Here is a 15,814-nt window from a genome sequence, read left to right as displayed (position 1 = left end):
AGACCTGCCAGATGTCTGGTCCTCGTGGGCGCAACCGCTGCGCCTGCGTGGGAACCTGCATCCTGAAAAATAATAATCATCGCGTCAGTGCTTATTTTTTACTCATTACAGGTGATATATGACTTACGTAATTGTTCATGCTCTTGCTCCGATTTTCGTCATCATGCTGCTGGGATTCTGGGCCGGTAAGGCCAAAATGGTCGACAACAAAAATGTCTCCCTGCTGAATATCTTTGTTATGGACTTTGCGCTGCCCGCCGCGCTGTTTAGCGCGACCGTACAAACGCCGTGGACCGGCATCCTCGCTCAGTCACCGCTGATTCTGGTGCTCACTTTGGCGATGTGGATTACCTACGCGGCGATCTATTTCCTCGCCACTAAAGTCTTTAAAAAATCACCGCAAGATGCGGCTGTGCTGACGTTAACCGTTGCGCTGCCAAACTATGCGGCGCTCGGTCTGCCGATCCTCGGTAGCGTGCTCGGTGAAGGCTCTGCAACGTCGCTCTCCGTGGCGGTGTCTATCGCCTGTGGTTCCGTGCTGATGACGCCGTTCTGCCTGCTGATTCTGGAGCGTGAAAAAGCGCGCGCCGAAGGCAATAACAGCGGTTCGACGCTGGCGATGCTGCCGGTACTGATGTGGCGCTCTATCAAGAAACCGATCGTGATGGGCCCGCTGCTGGGTGTGATTCTCTCGGCTATCGGCATCAAAATGCCGGAACTGGTTCTCGCGGCCATCAAACCGCTGGGCCTGGCGGCGACCGCGGCGGCGCTGTTCCTGACCGGGGTGATCCTCTCTGCGCGTAAGCTGCAAATCAACACGATGGTCATCACGTCGACCATCGCCAAACTGCTGATTCAACCGGCGATTGCCTGGGGGCTGGTGTTGATTTTCGGCCTGCACGGTTCTGTGGCCATCACCGCGATCCTGATGATTGCCCTGTCCGCCGGTTTCTTCGGCGTGGTTTTCGGCAACCGTTTTGGTGTGCAGTCGCCTGATGCAGAAGCGGTGCTGCTGTTGAGCTCGGTCCTGTGTATCCTGTCTCTGCCGCTGTTTATCTCGCTGACTTCAGGAATGTAATCATGACCACAACATTACGCCCGCACGATCTTATCTGGCTTACCGCGCGAGACGCGCTGGAAGGTATCACCGAATCCTGGGTGGATGGCGTGTGGCATACCGGTTTGCCTGTGGTGGTGCGGCGTGATGTTGACGGCAACGGGCGCATACCTGTCGGTGTGCGCGGTCTGAAACGCGATCAGCGTGCTGCCGGATGGGTGAAGCCCGAATGCGTGACGCGCGTGGTGTCGCCAGAGGACCTGAGTGCGGCTACCGATTTGCTGCGCTCGCCGTTTATCACTCAGCCCCCGGTTCAGGTGGCGTTCCAGTTGGCGCAGCAAGCGTGGCCGTGGACGTGGGGTATCACGGGAAGTACCGGATACGCGCTGGCCACGGGCGTGCCGGTGATACATGCCGACAGCGATCTCGACCTGCTTATCCGTGCTCCACAGCCGTTAACGGCGGAGGAATTAGAACGCTGGGCGGGACAGCTTCGCCATGCGCTGTGCCGCGTGGACACGCAGGTAGAAACGCCAGCAGGCGGTTTTGCCCTGAACGAGTGGCTTCGCGACGGTAAAGCGCTGCTGAAAACGCACACCGGGCCGCGCCTGGTGGCCGATCCGTGGAACAGGGAGGCGTGATGAAAATTTTGTTTACCTTTCCGGGACAGGGAACGCAGCGTGCAAGCATGCTGCAGGACCTTCCGGGAACGGAGCTGGCGATAGCGCGCGAAGTCTTAGGCGCAGAAGCCGATTTACTCGATTCCCCCGTTGCGCTGCAACATACCCGCGCGGTGCAGCTTTGTCTGCTGATTGCTGGCGTTGCGTGGGCTCGCGAACTGGAGCGACGCGGCGTTACGCCGGATATCGTCAGCGGTCTGTCGATTGGTGCTTATCCTGCTGCGGTGATCGCCGGTGCGCTGGAGTTTACTGACGCACTAAGGCTGGTGGCACTGCGCGGTGATTTGATGGAACAGGCGTATCCGCACGGCTATGGCCTGACGGCGATCATGGGCCTGGCCTTGTCGCAGGTCGAGAGTCTGATCCTCGACACGGGCTGTTATATCGCCAATCTGAATGCGGAAACGCAGATTGTGATTGCCGGTTCCGATGAGGGAATGGCGCAGGTGGCAAAACGCGCGCTGGAGAAGGGGGCGAATAAAGCCCATCGGCTGGCGGTGAGCGTGCCGTCGCACTGTGAACTGCTCGCAGTTCCGGCGCAGAAACTGGCTGCGGCGTTCAGCGAGGTGACGCTTTCGCGTCCGCGCTGCGCGTATCTCAGCGGCAGTACCGGACGGGTATTGTGGCAGCCGGAAAAGATCGCGGATGATTTGGCAATGAACATGGCACGCACGGTGCGCTGGCAGGAGGCGGTGATTTCCGCCAACGAACGCGAAGCACGACTGGCAATCGAGATGCCGCCCGGCGGCGTGTTGACGTGTCTGACGCGACAGGCATCGTGGGACGGTGAAGCGGTTTCGCTGGAGCGCAGTGGCGTGGACGTGGCGGTGCATCTGGCGAGGCGGCTGCGCGGGTAGCTTTTTGCCCGATGGCGCTGCGCTTATCGGGCCTACAAAACCGAGGCCGGGTAAGGCGCAGCCGCCACCCGGCAAAAAGACCACACCGAACAAGTAGGCCGGGTAAGGCGCGGCCGCCACCCGGCAAAAAGACCGCACCGAACAAGTAGGCCGGGTAAGGCGTAGCCGCCACCCGGCAAAAAATCAGGCACTCTCCTGCAAACTGCGCGCATACATCCGCCCTTCGGCGGCTAACGCTCGCAGGCTGGGGTCTTGCTCGCGGTTGCGGGCAAACACAATCGCAATCAACTGCTGCATCTGGTACGGCTGTGCCAGCTTCAGCAGTTGCACCGAATTCTCGTACACCTTTTTCATCCTGCCCGGCATCAGCGTAAAGCCCACCCCCGCCTGCACCAGACTTAACATCGAGAAGATATCATTCACGCGAGTGACGATTTCCGGCTCAAATCCGGCAATATGGAACGCGTCCTGAAAACCAGCGTAGGTCGCAAACCCTTCTGCCAGCGAGACGAACTTCTGATCTTTGTAATCGCGCAGATCTGCCAGCCCGCTGCTGTTCAGTTTGGCGGAGGCAGGAGCAGCGAGGAAAATATCGTCGTGGAACAGGGGCAGCACTTCGAGGGTGTTGCGGTCGATATCGCTTTCGGAAATGGAGATCAGAATCGCGTCCAGCGAGCCTTCGTCAAGCAGATGGAGCAGAGTGTCGTTAGAGCCCATCGTCAGATCCATTTCCAGATCCGGACGGCGCAGCTTCATCCCCATAATCAGACGCGGCACAGTTTCCATCGTCAACGAATAGAGCGTACCGACGCGCAGACGTCCCTGACCAATTCCGGCGATTTTGCGCGACTCTTCCAGCCCGCGCTCCATCACCTGCATCACTTCCTGACAATACTCCAGCAGCGTCCAGGCGGAGGGCAGGGCAATCAGATTGCGCCCTTTATGGGTGAACAGCGGGCAGCGAACGTTCTCTTCCAGGGTGTGCAGGGCACGATGGACGCTCACACCGCTCAGGCCAAGCGCCTCGGCGGTGCGGGCGATGTTGCCCTTTTCCATGAAGGTCATGAAAATACTCAGCTTGCGAAATGTAATGTCGCTCGTGATGTCGATAGTCATAACCCTCCGGTTTTCTTAATCGCTTTGCAGCATCTCTTCCAGCTGTTCCTGGGCGTCCAGCCACGCCATTTCGCACTCTTCGAGGCCGGATTTGGTTTTAGCCTGAACTTGCAGGCACTCGGTCAGTTCAGCTTTACGCGCCTGATCGTACAGTCCGCTGTCGCCGAGTTTCTCTTCCACCGTGGCCAGCGCGGCGTGGAGTTTCTCCATCTCTTTTTCCAGACGGGTGATCTCTTTACGCAGCGGCTGCGTTTGGGTGCGCAGTTCTGCTTCGCGGCGCTTCTGATCTTTACGCGCCTGGGCGCTGTTGGCGTTGTCTTTCGCGTCGTCGGCAGGCTGGTTTTCCTGCTTTTGAACGTCGGTCAGCCACTGCTGATAATCTTCCAGATCGCCGTCGAATGGTTCAACTTTGCCATCGTGAACCAGATACAGATCGTCAGTAGTCGAGCGGATCAGGTGTCGGTCGTGCGAGACGACAACCAGCGCGCCTTCAAATTCGATCAGCGCTTCGGTCAATGCCTGGCGCATATCGAGATCCAGGTGGTTGGTCGGTTCATCAAGCAGCAGCAGGTTTGGACGCTGCCAGACGATCAGCGCCAGCACCAGACGGGCTTTTTCGCCGCCGGAGAAACGTTCGGTATTCTCGGTGACTTTATCGCCCTGGAAGCCAAAACCGCCGAGGTAGTCGCGCAGCTTCTGCTCCATCTCTTGCGGGGCGAGGCGCGCCATGTGCTGGATTGGCGACTCATCGGCGCGTAAAAATTCCAGCTGATGCTGGGCGAAGTAGCCCAGCTTGATGCCCTTGGCCAGACCGATGTCGCCGCTTACCGGGTTGAGTTCGCCCGCCAGCAGTTTGATGAGCGTGGATTTACCCGCGCCGTTACGGCCAAGCAGACCGATACGTGAACCTGGCACCAGGTTGAGTTTGATGGAGTCGAGAATAATGCGCTCGCCGTAACCCGCGCTGACCTTTTCCATTTTCAGCAGCGGATTCGGCAGGCTCTCCGGCGCGCGGAAGCTGAAGTGGAATGGGTTGTCCACGTGCGCCGGGGCGATCATCTCCATGCGTTCGAGCATCTTGATGCGGCTCTGGGCCTGTTTCGCTTTCGAGGCTTTGGCCTTAAAGCGATCGACGAAGCTTTGCAGATGGGCCACACGCTGCTGCTGGCTTTCGTACATCGCCTGCTGCTGGGACAGGCGCGTGGCGCGCTGACGCTCGAACGAACTGTAGTTGCCGGTGTATTCGAACATCGACTCCTGTTCGATATGAATGATTTTATCCACTACCGGATCGAGGAAGTCGCGGTCATGGGAGATCAGGATCAGCGTGCCCTGATAGCTTTTGAGCCATTTTTCCAGCCAGATCACCGCGTCGAGATCGAGGTGGTTGGTGGGTTCATCGAGGAGCAGTAAATCAGAGCGACACACCAGGGCTTGTGCCAGGTTCAGGCGCATACGCCATCCGCCGGAGAAATCGCTCACAGGACGCTCCAACTGTTCGTTGCTGAAGCCCAGACCGTGCAGCAGGCTAGAGGCGCGCGAGCGGATGGTCCACGCGTCGATAGCATCCAGTTTGCCGTGAACCGTGGCGATGGCGTGGCCGTCGTTACGCTCGTTGGCGGCGTTGAGTTCGGCTTCCAGCTTGCGGTATTCGCGGTCGCCGTCAATCACATAGTCGAGAGCCGGAACGCTCAGCGCCGGTGTTTCCTGGTTAACCCAGGCCAGCTGCCAGTTTCCCGGAAAAGTGAAGCTGCCTGCATCGGCGCTCATCTCGTTTTTCAGAAGCGACAGCAGGGTGGATTTGCCGCAGCCGTTTTTGCCCACCAGACCGACTTTTTGTCCAGGGTTAATGGTGGCTGTAGCGTTGTCCAGCAGGACGCGTACGCCGCGACGAATTTGTAACGAGGAGAAAACAATCATAGAGCGCCGTGTGTTCCGACTATGTTAAGTTGTCATTATAATGGTGTTAGATGTAGTGCCGCGCTACGCGCAGGCGTGCCATGTTAGCCGAAAATGGCCATGATGACGACCCGGGAGGGGAATGATGTCCCAGACAGCGAAAGTGCTGCTGCTGTATGCCCATCCGGAATCAGAGGACTCGGTCGCCAACCGGGTTTTGCTCAAACCGGCTCGACAGCTCAGCAATGTAACGGTGCACGACCTGTACGCGCACTATCCCGATTTTTTTATTGATATCCCGCACGAGCAGGAGCTGTTGCGTCAGCATGACGTGATTGTGTTCCAGCATCCGCTTTATACCTACAGTTGTCCGGCGTTGCTGAAAGAGTGGCTGGACCGGGTGTTGACCCGCGGTTTTTCCAGTGGACCAGGGGGAAACCAGCTGGCGGGAAAGTACTGGCGGAGTGTCATCACTACCGGTGAACCCGAGAGCGCTTACCGCCACGACGGGTTAAACCGCTATCCCATGAGCGATATTCTGCGCCCTTTTGAGTTGACGGCGGCCATGTGTCGCATGCAGTGGATGAGCCCGATTGTGGTGTATTGGGCGCGTCGCCAGCCTTCTCAAGAGCTGGCAAGTCACGCCAAAGCCTACGGCGACTGGCTGGCCTCACCGATTCTGACAGGAGGCCGCTGATGGAAGGTTCCGATCTGTTACTGGCTGGCGTGCTGTTTCTTTTTGCAGCGGTGGTCGCGGTGCCCGTAGCCTCCCGGCTGGGTATCGGTGCGGTGCTGGGTTATTTGCTGGCGGGGATTGCGATTGGCCCGTGGGGGTTGGGGTTTATCAGCGACGTCGATGAGATTCTGCACTTCTCCGAATTAGGCGTTGTGTTCCTGATGTTTATCATCGGGCTGGAGCTGAACCCGGCGAAGCTCTGGCAACTGCGGCGATCGATTTTCGGCGTGGGCGCCGCGCAGGTGCTGTTCAGCGCGGTTATCCTCGGCGGATTGCTGATGCTCACCCAATTTAAATGGCAGGCGGCGGTGATCGGCGGGATAGGGCTTGCGATGTCTTCGACGGCGATGGCGCTGCAGCTGATGCGCGATAAGGGGATGAATCGCAACGAATCGGGCCAGCTCGGGTTTTCGGTTTTGCTGTTTCAGGATTTAGCGGTGATTCCGGCGTTAGCGCTGGTACCGCTGCTCGCCGGTTCCGGAGACGATCACTTTGACTGGATGAAGGTCGGCATGAAAGTGCTGGCGTTCGCGGGCATGCTGATTGGTGGGCGCTATCTGCTGCGCCCGGTGTTCCGCTTTATTGCGGCGTCCGGCGTGCGCGAAGTGTTTACCGCGGCGACCTTGCTGCTGGTGCTGGGTTCCGCGCTGTTTATGGATGCGCTAGGGCTGTCGATGGCACTCGGGACGTTTATTGCGGGCGTGCTGCTGGCGGAAAGTGAATATCGCCACGAGCTGGAAACGGCTATCGATCCGTTTAAAGGGCTGCTGTTAGGGCTGTTCTTTATCTCGGTGGGGATGGCGCTCAACCTTGGCGTGTTATACACCCATCTGCTGTGGGTGGTGCTGAGTGTGGCGGTGCTGGTGGCGGTGAAAACCGGCGTGTTATACGTGCTGGCGCGCATTTACCGTCTCAGAAGCTCGGAGCGCATGCAGTTTGCGGGCGTGCTGAGCCAGGGCGGAGAGTTCGCCTTTGTGCTTTTCTCCACTGCATCGTCGCAGCGTTTATTTCAGGACGATCAGATGGCGCTGTTGCTGGTGACGGTAACGCTCTCAATGATGACCACGCCGCTACTGATGAAGCTGATTGATAAATCCTTGTCGCGGCGCTTTAACCCGCCGGAAGACGAGGGCGAAACGCCGTGGGTGGATGACGACAAGCCGCAGGTGATTGTGGTGGGATTTGGTCGTTTTGGGCAGGTGATAGGTCGTTTATTGATGGCCAACAAAATGCGCATTACGGTGCTGGAGCGCGATATCAGCGCGGTCAACCTGATGCGTAAATACGGTTACAAAGTCTATTACGGCGACGCTACTCAGCTTGAACTGTTACGTTCGGCGGGTGCGCAGGCGGCGGAGTCTATCGTCATCACCTGTAACGAGCCGGAAGACACCATGAAGCTGGTGGAACTGTGCCAGCAGCATTTTCCGCACCTGCATATTCTGGCTCGCGCCAGAGGTCGTGTAGAGGCGCACGAGCTATTGCAGGCGGGTGTAAAGAATTTCTCACGCGAAACCTTTTCCAGCGCGCTGGAACTGGGTCGCAAAACGCTGGTGTCGCTGGGGATGCATCCGCATCAGGCGCAGCGCGCACAGCTGCATTTCCGCCGTCTCGATATGCGCATGCTGCGCGAGCTGATGCCGGTCCACAGCGATACGGCGCAGATCTCCCGCGTGCGGGAAGCGCGTCGTGAACTGGAAGAGATCTTCCAGCGGGAAATGCAAAAGGAACGACGTCAGCTGGACGGCTGGGATGAATTTGAATAGAGGAAAAAGTATGCCAGTACGTAAACGTTTTATTGCAGGCGCAAAATGTCCGTCCTGCCAGGCACAAGATACCCTGGCCATGTGGCGCGAAAATAATATTGATATTGTTGAATGTGTTAAGTGCGGGCATCAGATGCGTGAAGCGGACAAAGAGGTTCGCGAGCATGTTCGCAAAGAAGAGCAAGTGATCGGGATTTTTCATCCAGACTAGCGATATGCCCTGAGTTTTTTTAAGCTAAAGGGTACACGGGTGCAGATTTCCGCTACAATCTGCGCCAGCAATTTTCCCACGCTCAGGAGATATCATGAAAGTAGCAAAAGACCTGGTGGTCAGCCTGGCCTATCAGGTACGTACAGAAGACGGTGTGTTGGTTGATGAGTCTCCGGTGAGTGCGCCGCTGGACTACCTGCATGGTCACGGTTCCCTGATTTCCGGCCTGGAAAACGCGCTGGAAGGTCATGTTGTTGGCGACAAATTTGATGTTGCTGTAGGCGCGAACGACGCTTACGGTCAGTACGACGATAATCTGGTTCAGCGCGTTCCTAAAGACGTGTTCATGGGCGTTGACGAGCTGCAGGTTGGCATGCGCTTCCTGGCGGAAACCGACCAGGGTCCAGTACCGGTAGAAATTACCGAAGTAGAAGACGAGCACGTCGTGGTTGACGGTAACCACATGCTGGCTGGTCAGAATCTGAAATTCAACGTAGAAGTTATCGCGATTCGTGAAGCGACCGCTGAAGAACTGGCTCATGGCCACGTTCACGGTGCGAACGGTCACGACCACGATCACGACCACGACGGTTGCTGCGGTGGTCACGGCCACGATCATGACCACGGTCATGAGCACGGCAAAGGTGGTTGTGGCGGTAACGGTGGTTGCGGCTGCCACTAATCGCTGACACCAATAAAAAAGCGGGATTTAATCCCGCTTTTTTTACGCCTCAATAATGAGGGGGTGGCGTCTCTTCGGCCTGCGAAGCGATGTGTGATGATTGACTCGCTTTCACTTTTTCCGTTAACAGACGCAGAAGATCGCGCAGTTTGGCCATTTCCAGTTCGTGAGCTGTCACGGTCTGGTTCAGCTCATCTATGGTAACTTCTTGAAAAGCCAGGCGGCTTTCCAGCTCGGCCAGCCGCGCTTCCATCGTAGTTTCTTGCATGATTGACCTCTCTGTAGTTTCGCACGCCTCAGGCGTTGGCGGCGGCGAATTTTACCCGAGTTTACGCCTCTGTAAAGCATCCTGCCTTAATGCAAGAAACTTATTTAAACAAAAATAGTCTGAAAAGAGGCGAGTTTAGGGAGAGTCTGTCTGTAGATTTCTTCTGCAACGTTCTATAGTACGCTTCTCATATACGTTTATTGCCGGGGTGAGAGGCCCCGGACCTGGAGAAATGGATGAAATCACTGTTTAAAGTAACGCTGCTGGCGACCACGATGGCCGTCGCACTGAATGCGCCGCTGTCTTTCGCTGCTGATACCGCTGCGAAACCTGCCGCTAGCGCAGACAGCAAAGCTGCGTTCAAAAATGACGACCAGAAATCAGCCTATGCGCTGGGCGCATCTCTGGGTCGTTACATGGAAAACTCTCTCAAAGAGCAAGAGAAACTGGGCATCAAACTGGATAAAGACCAGCTGATCGCCGGTGTTCAGGATGCGTTTGCAAACAAGAGCAAACTGTCTGACCAGGAAATCGAACAGACTCTGCAGGCTTTCGAAGCTCGCGTGAAGGGCGCTGCTCAGGGCAAAATGGAACAAGACGCAAAAGACAACGAAGCGAAGGGCAAAGCCTACCGCGATACTTTTGCTAAAGAGAAGGGTGTGAAAACCTCTTCTACCGGTCTGCTGTATAAAGTAGAAAAAGCCGGTACAGGCGATGCACCGAAAGACAGCGATACCGTGGTGGTTAACTACAAAGGTACCCTGATCGACGGTAAAGAGTTCGATAACTCTTACACCCGTGGTGAGCCGCTCTCCTTCCGTCTTGACGGTGTTATCCCAGGCTGGACCGAAGGCCTGAAAAACATCAAGAAAGGCGGTAAAATTCAGCTGGTGATCCCACCGGATCTGGCTTACGGCAAAACCGGCGTTCCGGGTATTCCGGCTAACTCCACTCTGGTCTTCAATGTTGAGCTGCTGGACATCAAACCAGCACCGAAGGCAGATGCCAAACCAGATGCTGCAGCAGATGATAAAGCTGCAGACGCAGCGAAGAAGTAAAACGCTGAAAACCGCCGCCTTTAAGGCGGCGGTTTTTTTATTGTGGGGCAGATATAATTAACACTGGAAAGCGTTACCTACGCTGTATTAATTTAGTTGTCCGTGTAAATATGAGCCTGCCCTGACAACCTAATGACAGGCTCCTGAAAAGGAGTGTTTTTTTCATGTCCAGGTCGCTTTTAACCAACGAAACCAGTGAGCTTGATTTGCTGGATCAACGTCCTTTCGACCAGACCGACTTCGATATTCTCAAATCCTACGAAGCGGTGGTGGACGGGTTAGCGATGCTCATTGGCTCCCACTGCGAAATCGTATTGCACTCCCTGCAAGATCTGAAATGTTCCGCCATCCGCATTGCTAATGGTGAGCACACTGGCCGCAAAATTGGATCGCCAATTACCGACCTTGCACTGCGTATGCTGCACGACATGACCGGCGCGGACAGCAGCGTCTCCAAATGTTATTTCACTCGTGCCAAAAGCGGCGTTCTGATGAAATCAGAAACGATCGCTATCCGTAACCGCGATCACCGCGTAATCGGACTGCTGTGTATCAACATCAATCTCGATGTACCGTTCTCTCAAATCATGAGCACTTTTGTTCCGCCTGAAACGCCGGAAGTGAACTCGTCGGTAAACTTTGCTTCTTCTGTCGAAGACCTCGTGACTCAGACGCTGGAGTTCACCATCGAAGAAGTGAATGCCGATCGCAACGTCTCGAACAATGCCAAGAACCGTCAGATTGTGCTGAACCTCTATGAGAAAGGCATCTTCGACATTAAAGATGCGATTAACCAGGTAGCCGATCGCCTGAATATTTCCAAGCACACGGTGTATCTCTACATCCGCCAGTTCAAAAGCGGTGATTTCCTGGGGCAAGAAAAGTAATGCGTTTTGCCATCATGGTGACGGGACCGGCTTACGGTACCCAGCAGGCCAGTAGCGCTTTACAATTTGCTGAGGCGTTGTTGGCTGCCGGGCATCAACTGAGCAGTGTGTTTTTCTATCGCGAAGGGGTCTACAACGCCAATCAATTGACCTCGCCTGCGTCGGATGAATTTGATCTGGTTCGCGGCTGGCAGAAACTCAATGAGCAGCAGGGCGTCGAGCTGCACATCTGCGTAGCGGCGGCCTTGCGTCGCGGCGTGACGGATAAAGCGGAAGCCGAGCGCCTGGGCCTTGCGGGGGCGAATCTTCAGCCTGGATTTTCTCTCAGCGGATTAGGCGCGCTGGCGCAAGCAGCGTTGACCTGCGACCGGATGGTACAATTCTGATGAACCGCATTGCTTTTGTCTTTACTTCTGCTCCACACGGCAGCGCAGCCGGCAGAGAAGGGCTTGATGCGCTTCTGGCGACGTCTGCTCTGACGGAGGATATCGGCGTGTTCTTTATCGGTGATGGTGTGTTCCAGCTTTTAGCCGGGCAGCAGCCGCAAAAGATCCTCGCACGAGATTATATCGCGACCTTTAAAGTTCTTCCGCTTTATGACATCGAGACATTTTGGGTCTGTGCGGCCTCTTTAAAAGCGCGCGGACTGGATGAAAATACAGCGATGGTCCTGGATGCTACGATTATTGCGCCAGAAGATTTACGCGAACAACTCTCCCATTATCATACTGTTCTGACTTTCTGAGGCCGACATGCTCCATACCTTGCGCCACTCCCCGTGGCAATGCGATATCGAAGGGTTGCTGAGAATGCTGGGTGAAGGCGACGATTTGTTGCTGATTCAGGACGGTGTTCTGGCCGCAATTGAAGGCAGCCGCTTTGTTGAAATTCTCAACAATGCCCCCATTACAGTCTCTGCGCTAAAGGAAGACATTGATGCGCGCGGTCTTATTGGTCAAATTTCAGCCAAAATCGACGCGGTTAGCTATACTGATTTCGTCAATCTCACGGTGAAACACACAACTCAAATGAGTTGGTGAGGCGAGATCGCTGTATATTTCTTGACACCTTTTCAGCGTGGCCCTAAAATTTCGCGTCCTCATATTGTATGAGGTCGATTTATTACGTGTTTACGAAGCAAAAGCTAAAACCAGGAGCTATTTAATGGCAACAGTTAACCAGCTGGTACGCAAACCACGCGCTCGCAAAGTTGCAAAAAGCAACGTGCCTGCGCTGGAAGCCTGCCCGCAGAAACGTGGTGTATGTACCCGTGTATATACCACCACTCCTAAGAAACCAAACTCCGCACTGCGTAAAGTATGCCGTGTGCGTTTGACCAACGGTTTTGAAGTGACTTCCTACATCGGTGGTGAAGGTCACAACCTGCAGGAACACTCCGTGATCCTGATCCGTGGCGGTCGTGTAAAAGACCTTCCGGGTGTTCGTTATCACACCGTTCGTGGTGCGCTCGACTGCTCCGGTGTTAAAGACCGTAAGCAAGCTCGCTCCAAGTATGGCGTGAAGCGTCCTAAGGCTTAATGGTTCTCCGTTAAGTAAGGCCAAACTGATTTATCTTAATGTCAAACTAAACTCTTTGAGTTTTGGACAATCCTGAATTAACAACGGAGTATTCCCATGCCACGTCGTCGCGTCATTGGTCAGCGTAAAATCCTTCCAGATCCTAAGTTCGGATCAGAACTGCTGGCAAAATTTGTAAATATCCTGATGGTAGATGGTAAAAAATCTACTGCAGAAGCAATCGTATACAGCGCGCTGGAGACCCTGGCTCAGCGTTCTGGTAAAAATGAACTGGAAGCTTTCGAAGTCGCTCTCGACAACGTTCGCCCAACTGTAGAAGTTAAGTCCCGCCGCGTTGGTGGTTCTACTTATCAGGTTCCAGTTGAAGTTCGTCCGGTTCGTCGTAATGCTCTGGCAATGCGTTGGATCGTTGAAGCTGCTCGTAAACGCGGTGATAAATCCATGGCTCTGCGTCTGGCGAACGAACTTTCTGATGCTGCAGACAACAAAGGTACTGCAGTTAAGAAACGTGAAGACGTTCACCGTATGGCAGAAGCCAACAAGGCGTTCGCACACTACCGTTGGTAATCCCTTCGGAGTCATAGTCACCAGGCGGGCGCTTCAGAGAAGCCGCCCGCTCTGGGTTACTTAACTGAACGCCAAAGAATCAAACGAGGAATCAAATGGCTCGTACAACACCCATCGCACGCTACCGTAACATCGGTATCAGTGCGCACATCGACGCCGGTAAAACCACTACTACCGAACGTATTCTGTTCTACACCGGTGTAAACCATAAAATCGGTGAAGTTCATGACGGCGCAGCTACCATGGACTGGATGGAACAGGAGCAGGAGCGTGGTATTACTATCACCTCCGCAGCGACTACTGCATTCTGGTCAGGTATGGCTAAGCAGTATGAACCGCATCGCGTAAACATCATCGACACCCCGGGCCACGTTGACTTCACTATCGAAGTTGAACGTTCCATGCGTGTTCTTGATGGTGCAGTAATGGTTTACTGCGCAGTTGGTGGTGTTCAGCCACAGTCTGAAACCGTATGGCGTCAGGCTAATAAATACAAAGTTCCACGCATCGCGTTCGTTAACAAAATGGACCGTATGGGTGCTAACTTCCTGAAAGTTGTTGGTCAGATCAAAACCCGTCTGGGCGCGACTCCGGTTCCGCTGCAGCTGGCAATTGGTGCTGAAGAAGGTTTCACCGGTGTTGTTGACCTGGTGAAAATGAAAGCCATCAACTGGAACGAAGAAGATGCAGGCGTCACCTTCGTTTATGAAGATATCCCAGCAGACATGCAGGAACTGGCCGAAGAATGGCACCAGAACCTGATCGAGTCCGCTGCAGAAGCTTCAGAAGAGCTGATGGAGAAATACCTGGGTGGTGAAGAACTGACTGAAGAAGAGATCAAGAAAGCTCTGCGTCAGCGCGTTCTGAACAACGAAATCATCCTGGTAACCTGTGGTTCTGCGTTCAAGAACAAAGGTGTTCAGGCAATGCTGGATGCGGTAATTGATTACCTGCCATCTCCAGTAGATGTTCCTGCGATCAACGGTATCCTGGACGACGGTAAAGACACTCCGGCTGAACGTCACGCAAGTGATGAAGAGCCGTTTGCTGCACTGGCGTTCAAAATTGCTACCGACCCGTTCGTGGGTAACCTGACGTTCTTCCGCGTGTACTCTGGCGTGGTTAACTCCGGTGACACCATCCTGAACTCCGTGAAAGCGGCACGTGAGCGTTTCGGTCGTATCGTACAGATGCACGCGAACAAACGTGAAGAGATCAAAGAAGTTCGTGCGGGCGACATCGCTGCAGCTATCGGTCTGAAAGACGTGACTACTGGTGACACCCTGTGTAACCCAGATCACCCGATCATTCTGGAGCGTATGGAGTTCCCAGAGCCGGTAATCTCTATCGCCGTTGAACCGAAAACCAAAGCTGACCAGGAAAAAATGGGTCTGGCTCTGGGCCGTCTGGCTAAAGAAGACCCATCATTCCGCGTATGGACTGATGAAGAATCTAACCAGACCATCATCGCTGGTATGGGTGAACTGCACCTCGACATCATCGTTGACCGTATGAAGCGTGAATTCAACGTTGAAGCTAACGTGGGTAAACCTCAGGTTGCTTACCGCGAAGCGATTCGTGCGAAAGTTACCGATGTTGAAGGTAAACACGCTAAGCAGTCTGGTGGTCGTGGTCAGTACGGTCATGTTGTTATCGACATGTACCCACTGGAGCCGGGCTCAAATCCGAAAGGTTACGAGTTCATCAACGACATCAAAGGTGGTGTAATTCCTGGCGAATACATCCCTGCCGTTGATAAAGGCATCCAGGAGCAGCTGAAGTCTGGTCCACTGGCTGGTTATCCGGTAGTAGATCTGGGTGTGCGTCTGCACTTCGGTTCTTACCATGACGTTGACTCCTCTGAACTGGCGTTTAAACTGGCCGCTTCTATTGCCTTCAAAGATGGCTTTAAGAAAGCGAAACCAGTTCTGCTTGAGCCTATCATGAAGGTTGAAGTTGAGACTCCGGAAGAGAACACTGGTGATGTCATCGGTGACCTTAGCCGTCGTCGTGGTCAGCTGAAAGGTCAGGAATCTAACGCTACTGGCGTTCAGATTCATGCTGAAGTTCCGTTGTCTGAAATGTTCGGATACGCAACTCAGCTGCGTTCTCTGACCAAAGGTCGTGCGTCTTACTCCATGGAATTCCTGAAGTATGATGATGCGCCTAACAACGTTGCTCAGGCCGTAATCGAAGCCCGCGGCAAATAAGCCCGGGTTTAAAAACCAAAATCCCGTGTCCCCTCGGTGAGGGGGCACTATAGTAAGGAATATAGCCGTGTCTAAAGAAAAATTTGAACGTACAAAACCGCACGTCAACGTTGGTACTATCGGCCACGTTGACCACGGTAAAACTACCCTGACTGCTGCAATCACTACCGTTCTGGCTAAAACCTACGGTGGTTCTGCTCGTGCATTCGACCAGATCGATAACGCACCAGAAGAAAAAGCTCGTGGTATCACCATCAACACTTCCCACGTTGAATATGACA

19 protein-coding genes are annotated in these 15,814 nt (G+C 54.6%); 16 read left to right on the top strand and 3 right to left on the bottom strand.

Annotated elements, in window-relative coordinates; all coding sequences use genetic code 11:
* The first annotated feature begins 118 nt into the window (after window positions 1-118).
* The 3 genes from JBO43_RS20505 to mdcH are packed head-to-tail and all read left to right on the top strand — an operon-like array spanning window position 119 to window position 2,594.
* Window positions 119-1,078: an AEC family transporter gene (locus tag JBO43_RS20505; RefSeq protein WP_095283687.1), complete on the top strand. Its 960-nt coding sequence runs from the start codon at window positions 119-121 to the stop codon at window positions 1,076-1,078.
* A 2-nt stretch (window positions 1,079-1,080) separates the two neighbouring features.
* Window positions 1,081-1,698: a malonate decarboxylase holo-ACP synthase gene (locus JBO43_RS20500; RefSeq protein ID WP_103948217.1), complete on the top strand. Its 618-nt coding sequence runs from the start codon at window positions 1,081-1,083 to the stop codon at window positions 1,696-1,698.
* A complete protein-coding gene (gene mdcH, locus JBO43_RS20495; RefSeq protein WP_202674937.1) occupies window positions 1,698-2,594 on the top strand; it encodes a malonate decarboxylase subunit epsilon in 897 nt (298 codons plus the stop codon). The genes JBO43_RS20500 and mdcH overlap by 1 nt, the downstream gene beginning before the upstream one ends.
* A 183-nt stretch (window positions 2,595-2,777) precedes the next feature.
* Here mdcH and JBO43_RS20490 read toward each other — a convergent pair whose 3' ends face one another.
* Window positions 2,778-3,710, bottom strand: coding sequence for a LysR family transcriptional regulator (locus JBO43_RS20490; RefSeq protein ID WP_103948219.1), 933 nt, complete (start codon window positions 3,708-3,710; stop codon window positions 2,778-2,780).
* A 15-nt stretch (window positions 3,711-3,725) separates the two neighbouring features.
* On the bottom strand, window positions 3,726-5,630 hold the full coding sequence (locus JBO43_RS20485) for an ABC transporter ATP-binding protein (protein ID WP_202674936.1): 1,905 nt from the start codon (window positions 5,628-5,630) through the stop codon (window positions 3,726-3,728).
* Between the two features lie 121 nt (window positions 5,631-5,751).
* Between JBO43_RS20485 and kefG the strand changes: the two genes are divergently transcribed.
* From kefG to slyD, 4 genes are all read left to right on the top strand, one after another.
* Complete coding sequence (gene kefG / locus JBO43_RS20480) at window positions 5,752-6,306, top strand: glutathione-regulated potassium-efflux system ancillary protein KefG (RefSeq protein WP_103948220.1); 555 nt, start codon at window positions 5,752-5,754, stop codon at window positions 6,304-6,306.
* Window positions 6,306-8,111: a glutathione-regulated potassium-efflux system protein KefB gene (gene kefB, locus JBO43_RS20475; protein WP_095283681.1), complete on the top strand. Its 1,806-nt coding sequence runs from the start codon at window positions 6,306-6,308 to the stop codon at window positions 8,109-8,111. The genes kefG and kefB overlap by 1 nt, the downstream gene beginning before the upstream one ends.
* A 10-nt stretch (window positions 8,112-8,121) precedes the next feature.
* Window positions 8,122-8,322 carry a YheV family putative zinc ribbon protein gene (locus JBO43_RS20470; protein ID WP_095283680.1) on the top strand — a complete coding sequence of 67 codons (201 nt, stop codon included), beginning with the start codon at window positions 8,122-8,124 and terminating at the stop codon, window positions 8,320-8,322.
* A 94-nt stretch (window positions 8,323-8,416) separates the two neighbouring features.
* On the top strand, window positions 8,417-9,004 hold the full coding sequence (gene slyD, locus JBO43_RS20465) for a peptidylprolyl isomerase (protein WP_095283679.1): 588 nt from the start codon (window positions 8,417-8,419) through the stop codon (window positions 9,002-9,004).
* A gap of 49 nt (window positions 9,005-9,053) precedes the next feature.
* Here the strand turns inward: slyD and JBO43_RS20460 are convergent, their stop codons facing one another.
* Window positions 9,054-9,272 carry a protein SlyX gene (locus JBO43_RS20460; RefSeq protein WP_095283678.1) on the bottom strand — a complete coding sequence of 73 codons (219 nt, stop codon included), beginning with the start codon at window positions 9,270-9,272 and terminating at the stop codon, window positions 9,054-9,056.
* A gap of 236 nt (window positions 9,273-9,508) precedes the next feature.
* Here JBO43_RS20460 and fkpA point away from each other — a divergent pair, with 236 nt between their 5' ends.
* The 9 genes from fkpA to JBO43_RS20415 form a co-directional block, all read left to right on the top strand.
* Window positions 9,509-10,330 carry an FKBP-type peptidyl-prolyl cis-trans isomerase gene (gene fkpA / locus JBO43_RS20455; RefSeq protein WP_095283677.1) on the top strand — a complete coding sequence of 274 codons (822 nt, stop codon included), beginning with the start codon at window positions 9,509-9,511 and terminating at the stop codon, window positions 10,328-10,330.
* 164 nt (window positions 10,331-10,494) lie between these two features.
* Window positions 10,495-11,217 (top strand): helix-turn-helix transcriptional regulator, encoded by a 723-nt coding sequence (locus tag JBO43_RS20450; protein WP_095283676.1) that lies wholly within the window; start codon window positions 10,495-10,497, stop codon window positions 11,215-11,217.
* On the top strand, window positions 11,217-11,603 hold the full coding sequence (tusD, locus tag JBO43_RS20445; RefSeq protein ID WP_103948224.1) for a sulfurtransferase complex subunit TusD: 387 nt from the start codon (window positions 11,217-11,219) through the stop codon (window positions 11,601-11,603). The genes JBO43_RS20450 and tusD overlap by 1 nt, the downstream gene beginning before the upstream one ends.
* Complete coding sequence (gene tusC, locus JBO43_RS20440) at window positions 11,603-11,962, top strand: sulfurtransferase complex subunit TusC (RefSeq protein WP_095283674.1); 360 nt, start codon at window positions 11,603-11,605, stop codon at window positions 11,960-11,962. Before tusD ends, tusC begins: the two co-directional genes overlap by 1 nt.
* A gap of 7 nt (window positions 11,963-11,969) precedes the next feature.
* The gene (gene tusB / locus JBO43_RS20435; RefSeq protein WP_202674935.1) at window positions 11,970-12,257 is read left to right on the top strand and encodes a sulfurtransferase complex subunit TusB; all 288 of its coding nucleotides are present in this window, start codon (window positions 11,970-11,972) and stop codon (window positions 12,255-12,257) included.
* Window positions 12,258-12,381: 124 nt separating this feature from the next.
* Entirely contained in the window at window positions 12,382-12,756 is a 375-nt protein-coding gene (gene rpsL, locus JBO43_RS20430; RefSeq protein ID WP_000246815.1) for a 30S ribosomal protein S12, read from the top strand.
* Window positions 12,757-12,852: 96 nt separating this feature from the next.
* Window positions 12,853-13,323, top strand: coding sequence for a 30S ribosomal protein S7 (gene rpsG / locus JBO43_RS20425; RefSeq protein ID WP_004106370.1), 471 nt, complete (start codon window positions 12,853-12,855; stop codon window positions 13,321-13,323).
* 95 nt (window positions 13,324-13,418) lie between these two features.
* Complete coding sequence (fusA, locus tag JBO43_RS20420; protein WP_095283672.1) at window positions 13,419-15,533, top strand: elongation factor G; 2,115 nt, start codon at window positions 13,419-13,421, stop codon at window positions 15,531-15,533.
* 67 nt (window positions 15,534-15,600) lie between these two features.
* Window positions 15,601-15,814, top strand: a 214-nt coding sequence (locus tag JBO43_RS20415; RefSeq protein ID WP_227256966.1) for a GTP-binding protein, incomplete at its 3' end; no start/stop codon positions are given.

It is taken from the genome of Lelliottia jeotgali (assembly GCF_016771845.1).
Taxonomy (GTDB): domain Bacteria; phylum Pseudomonadota; class Gammaproteobacteria; order Enterobacterales; family Enterobacteriaceae; genus Enterobacter; species Enterobacter jeotgali.
Note: the sequence above shows the minus strand (reverse complement) of the source record. Positions and strands in the feature narration are given on the sequence as shown.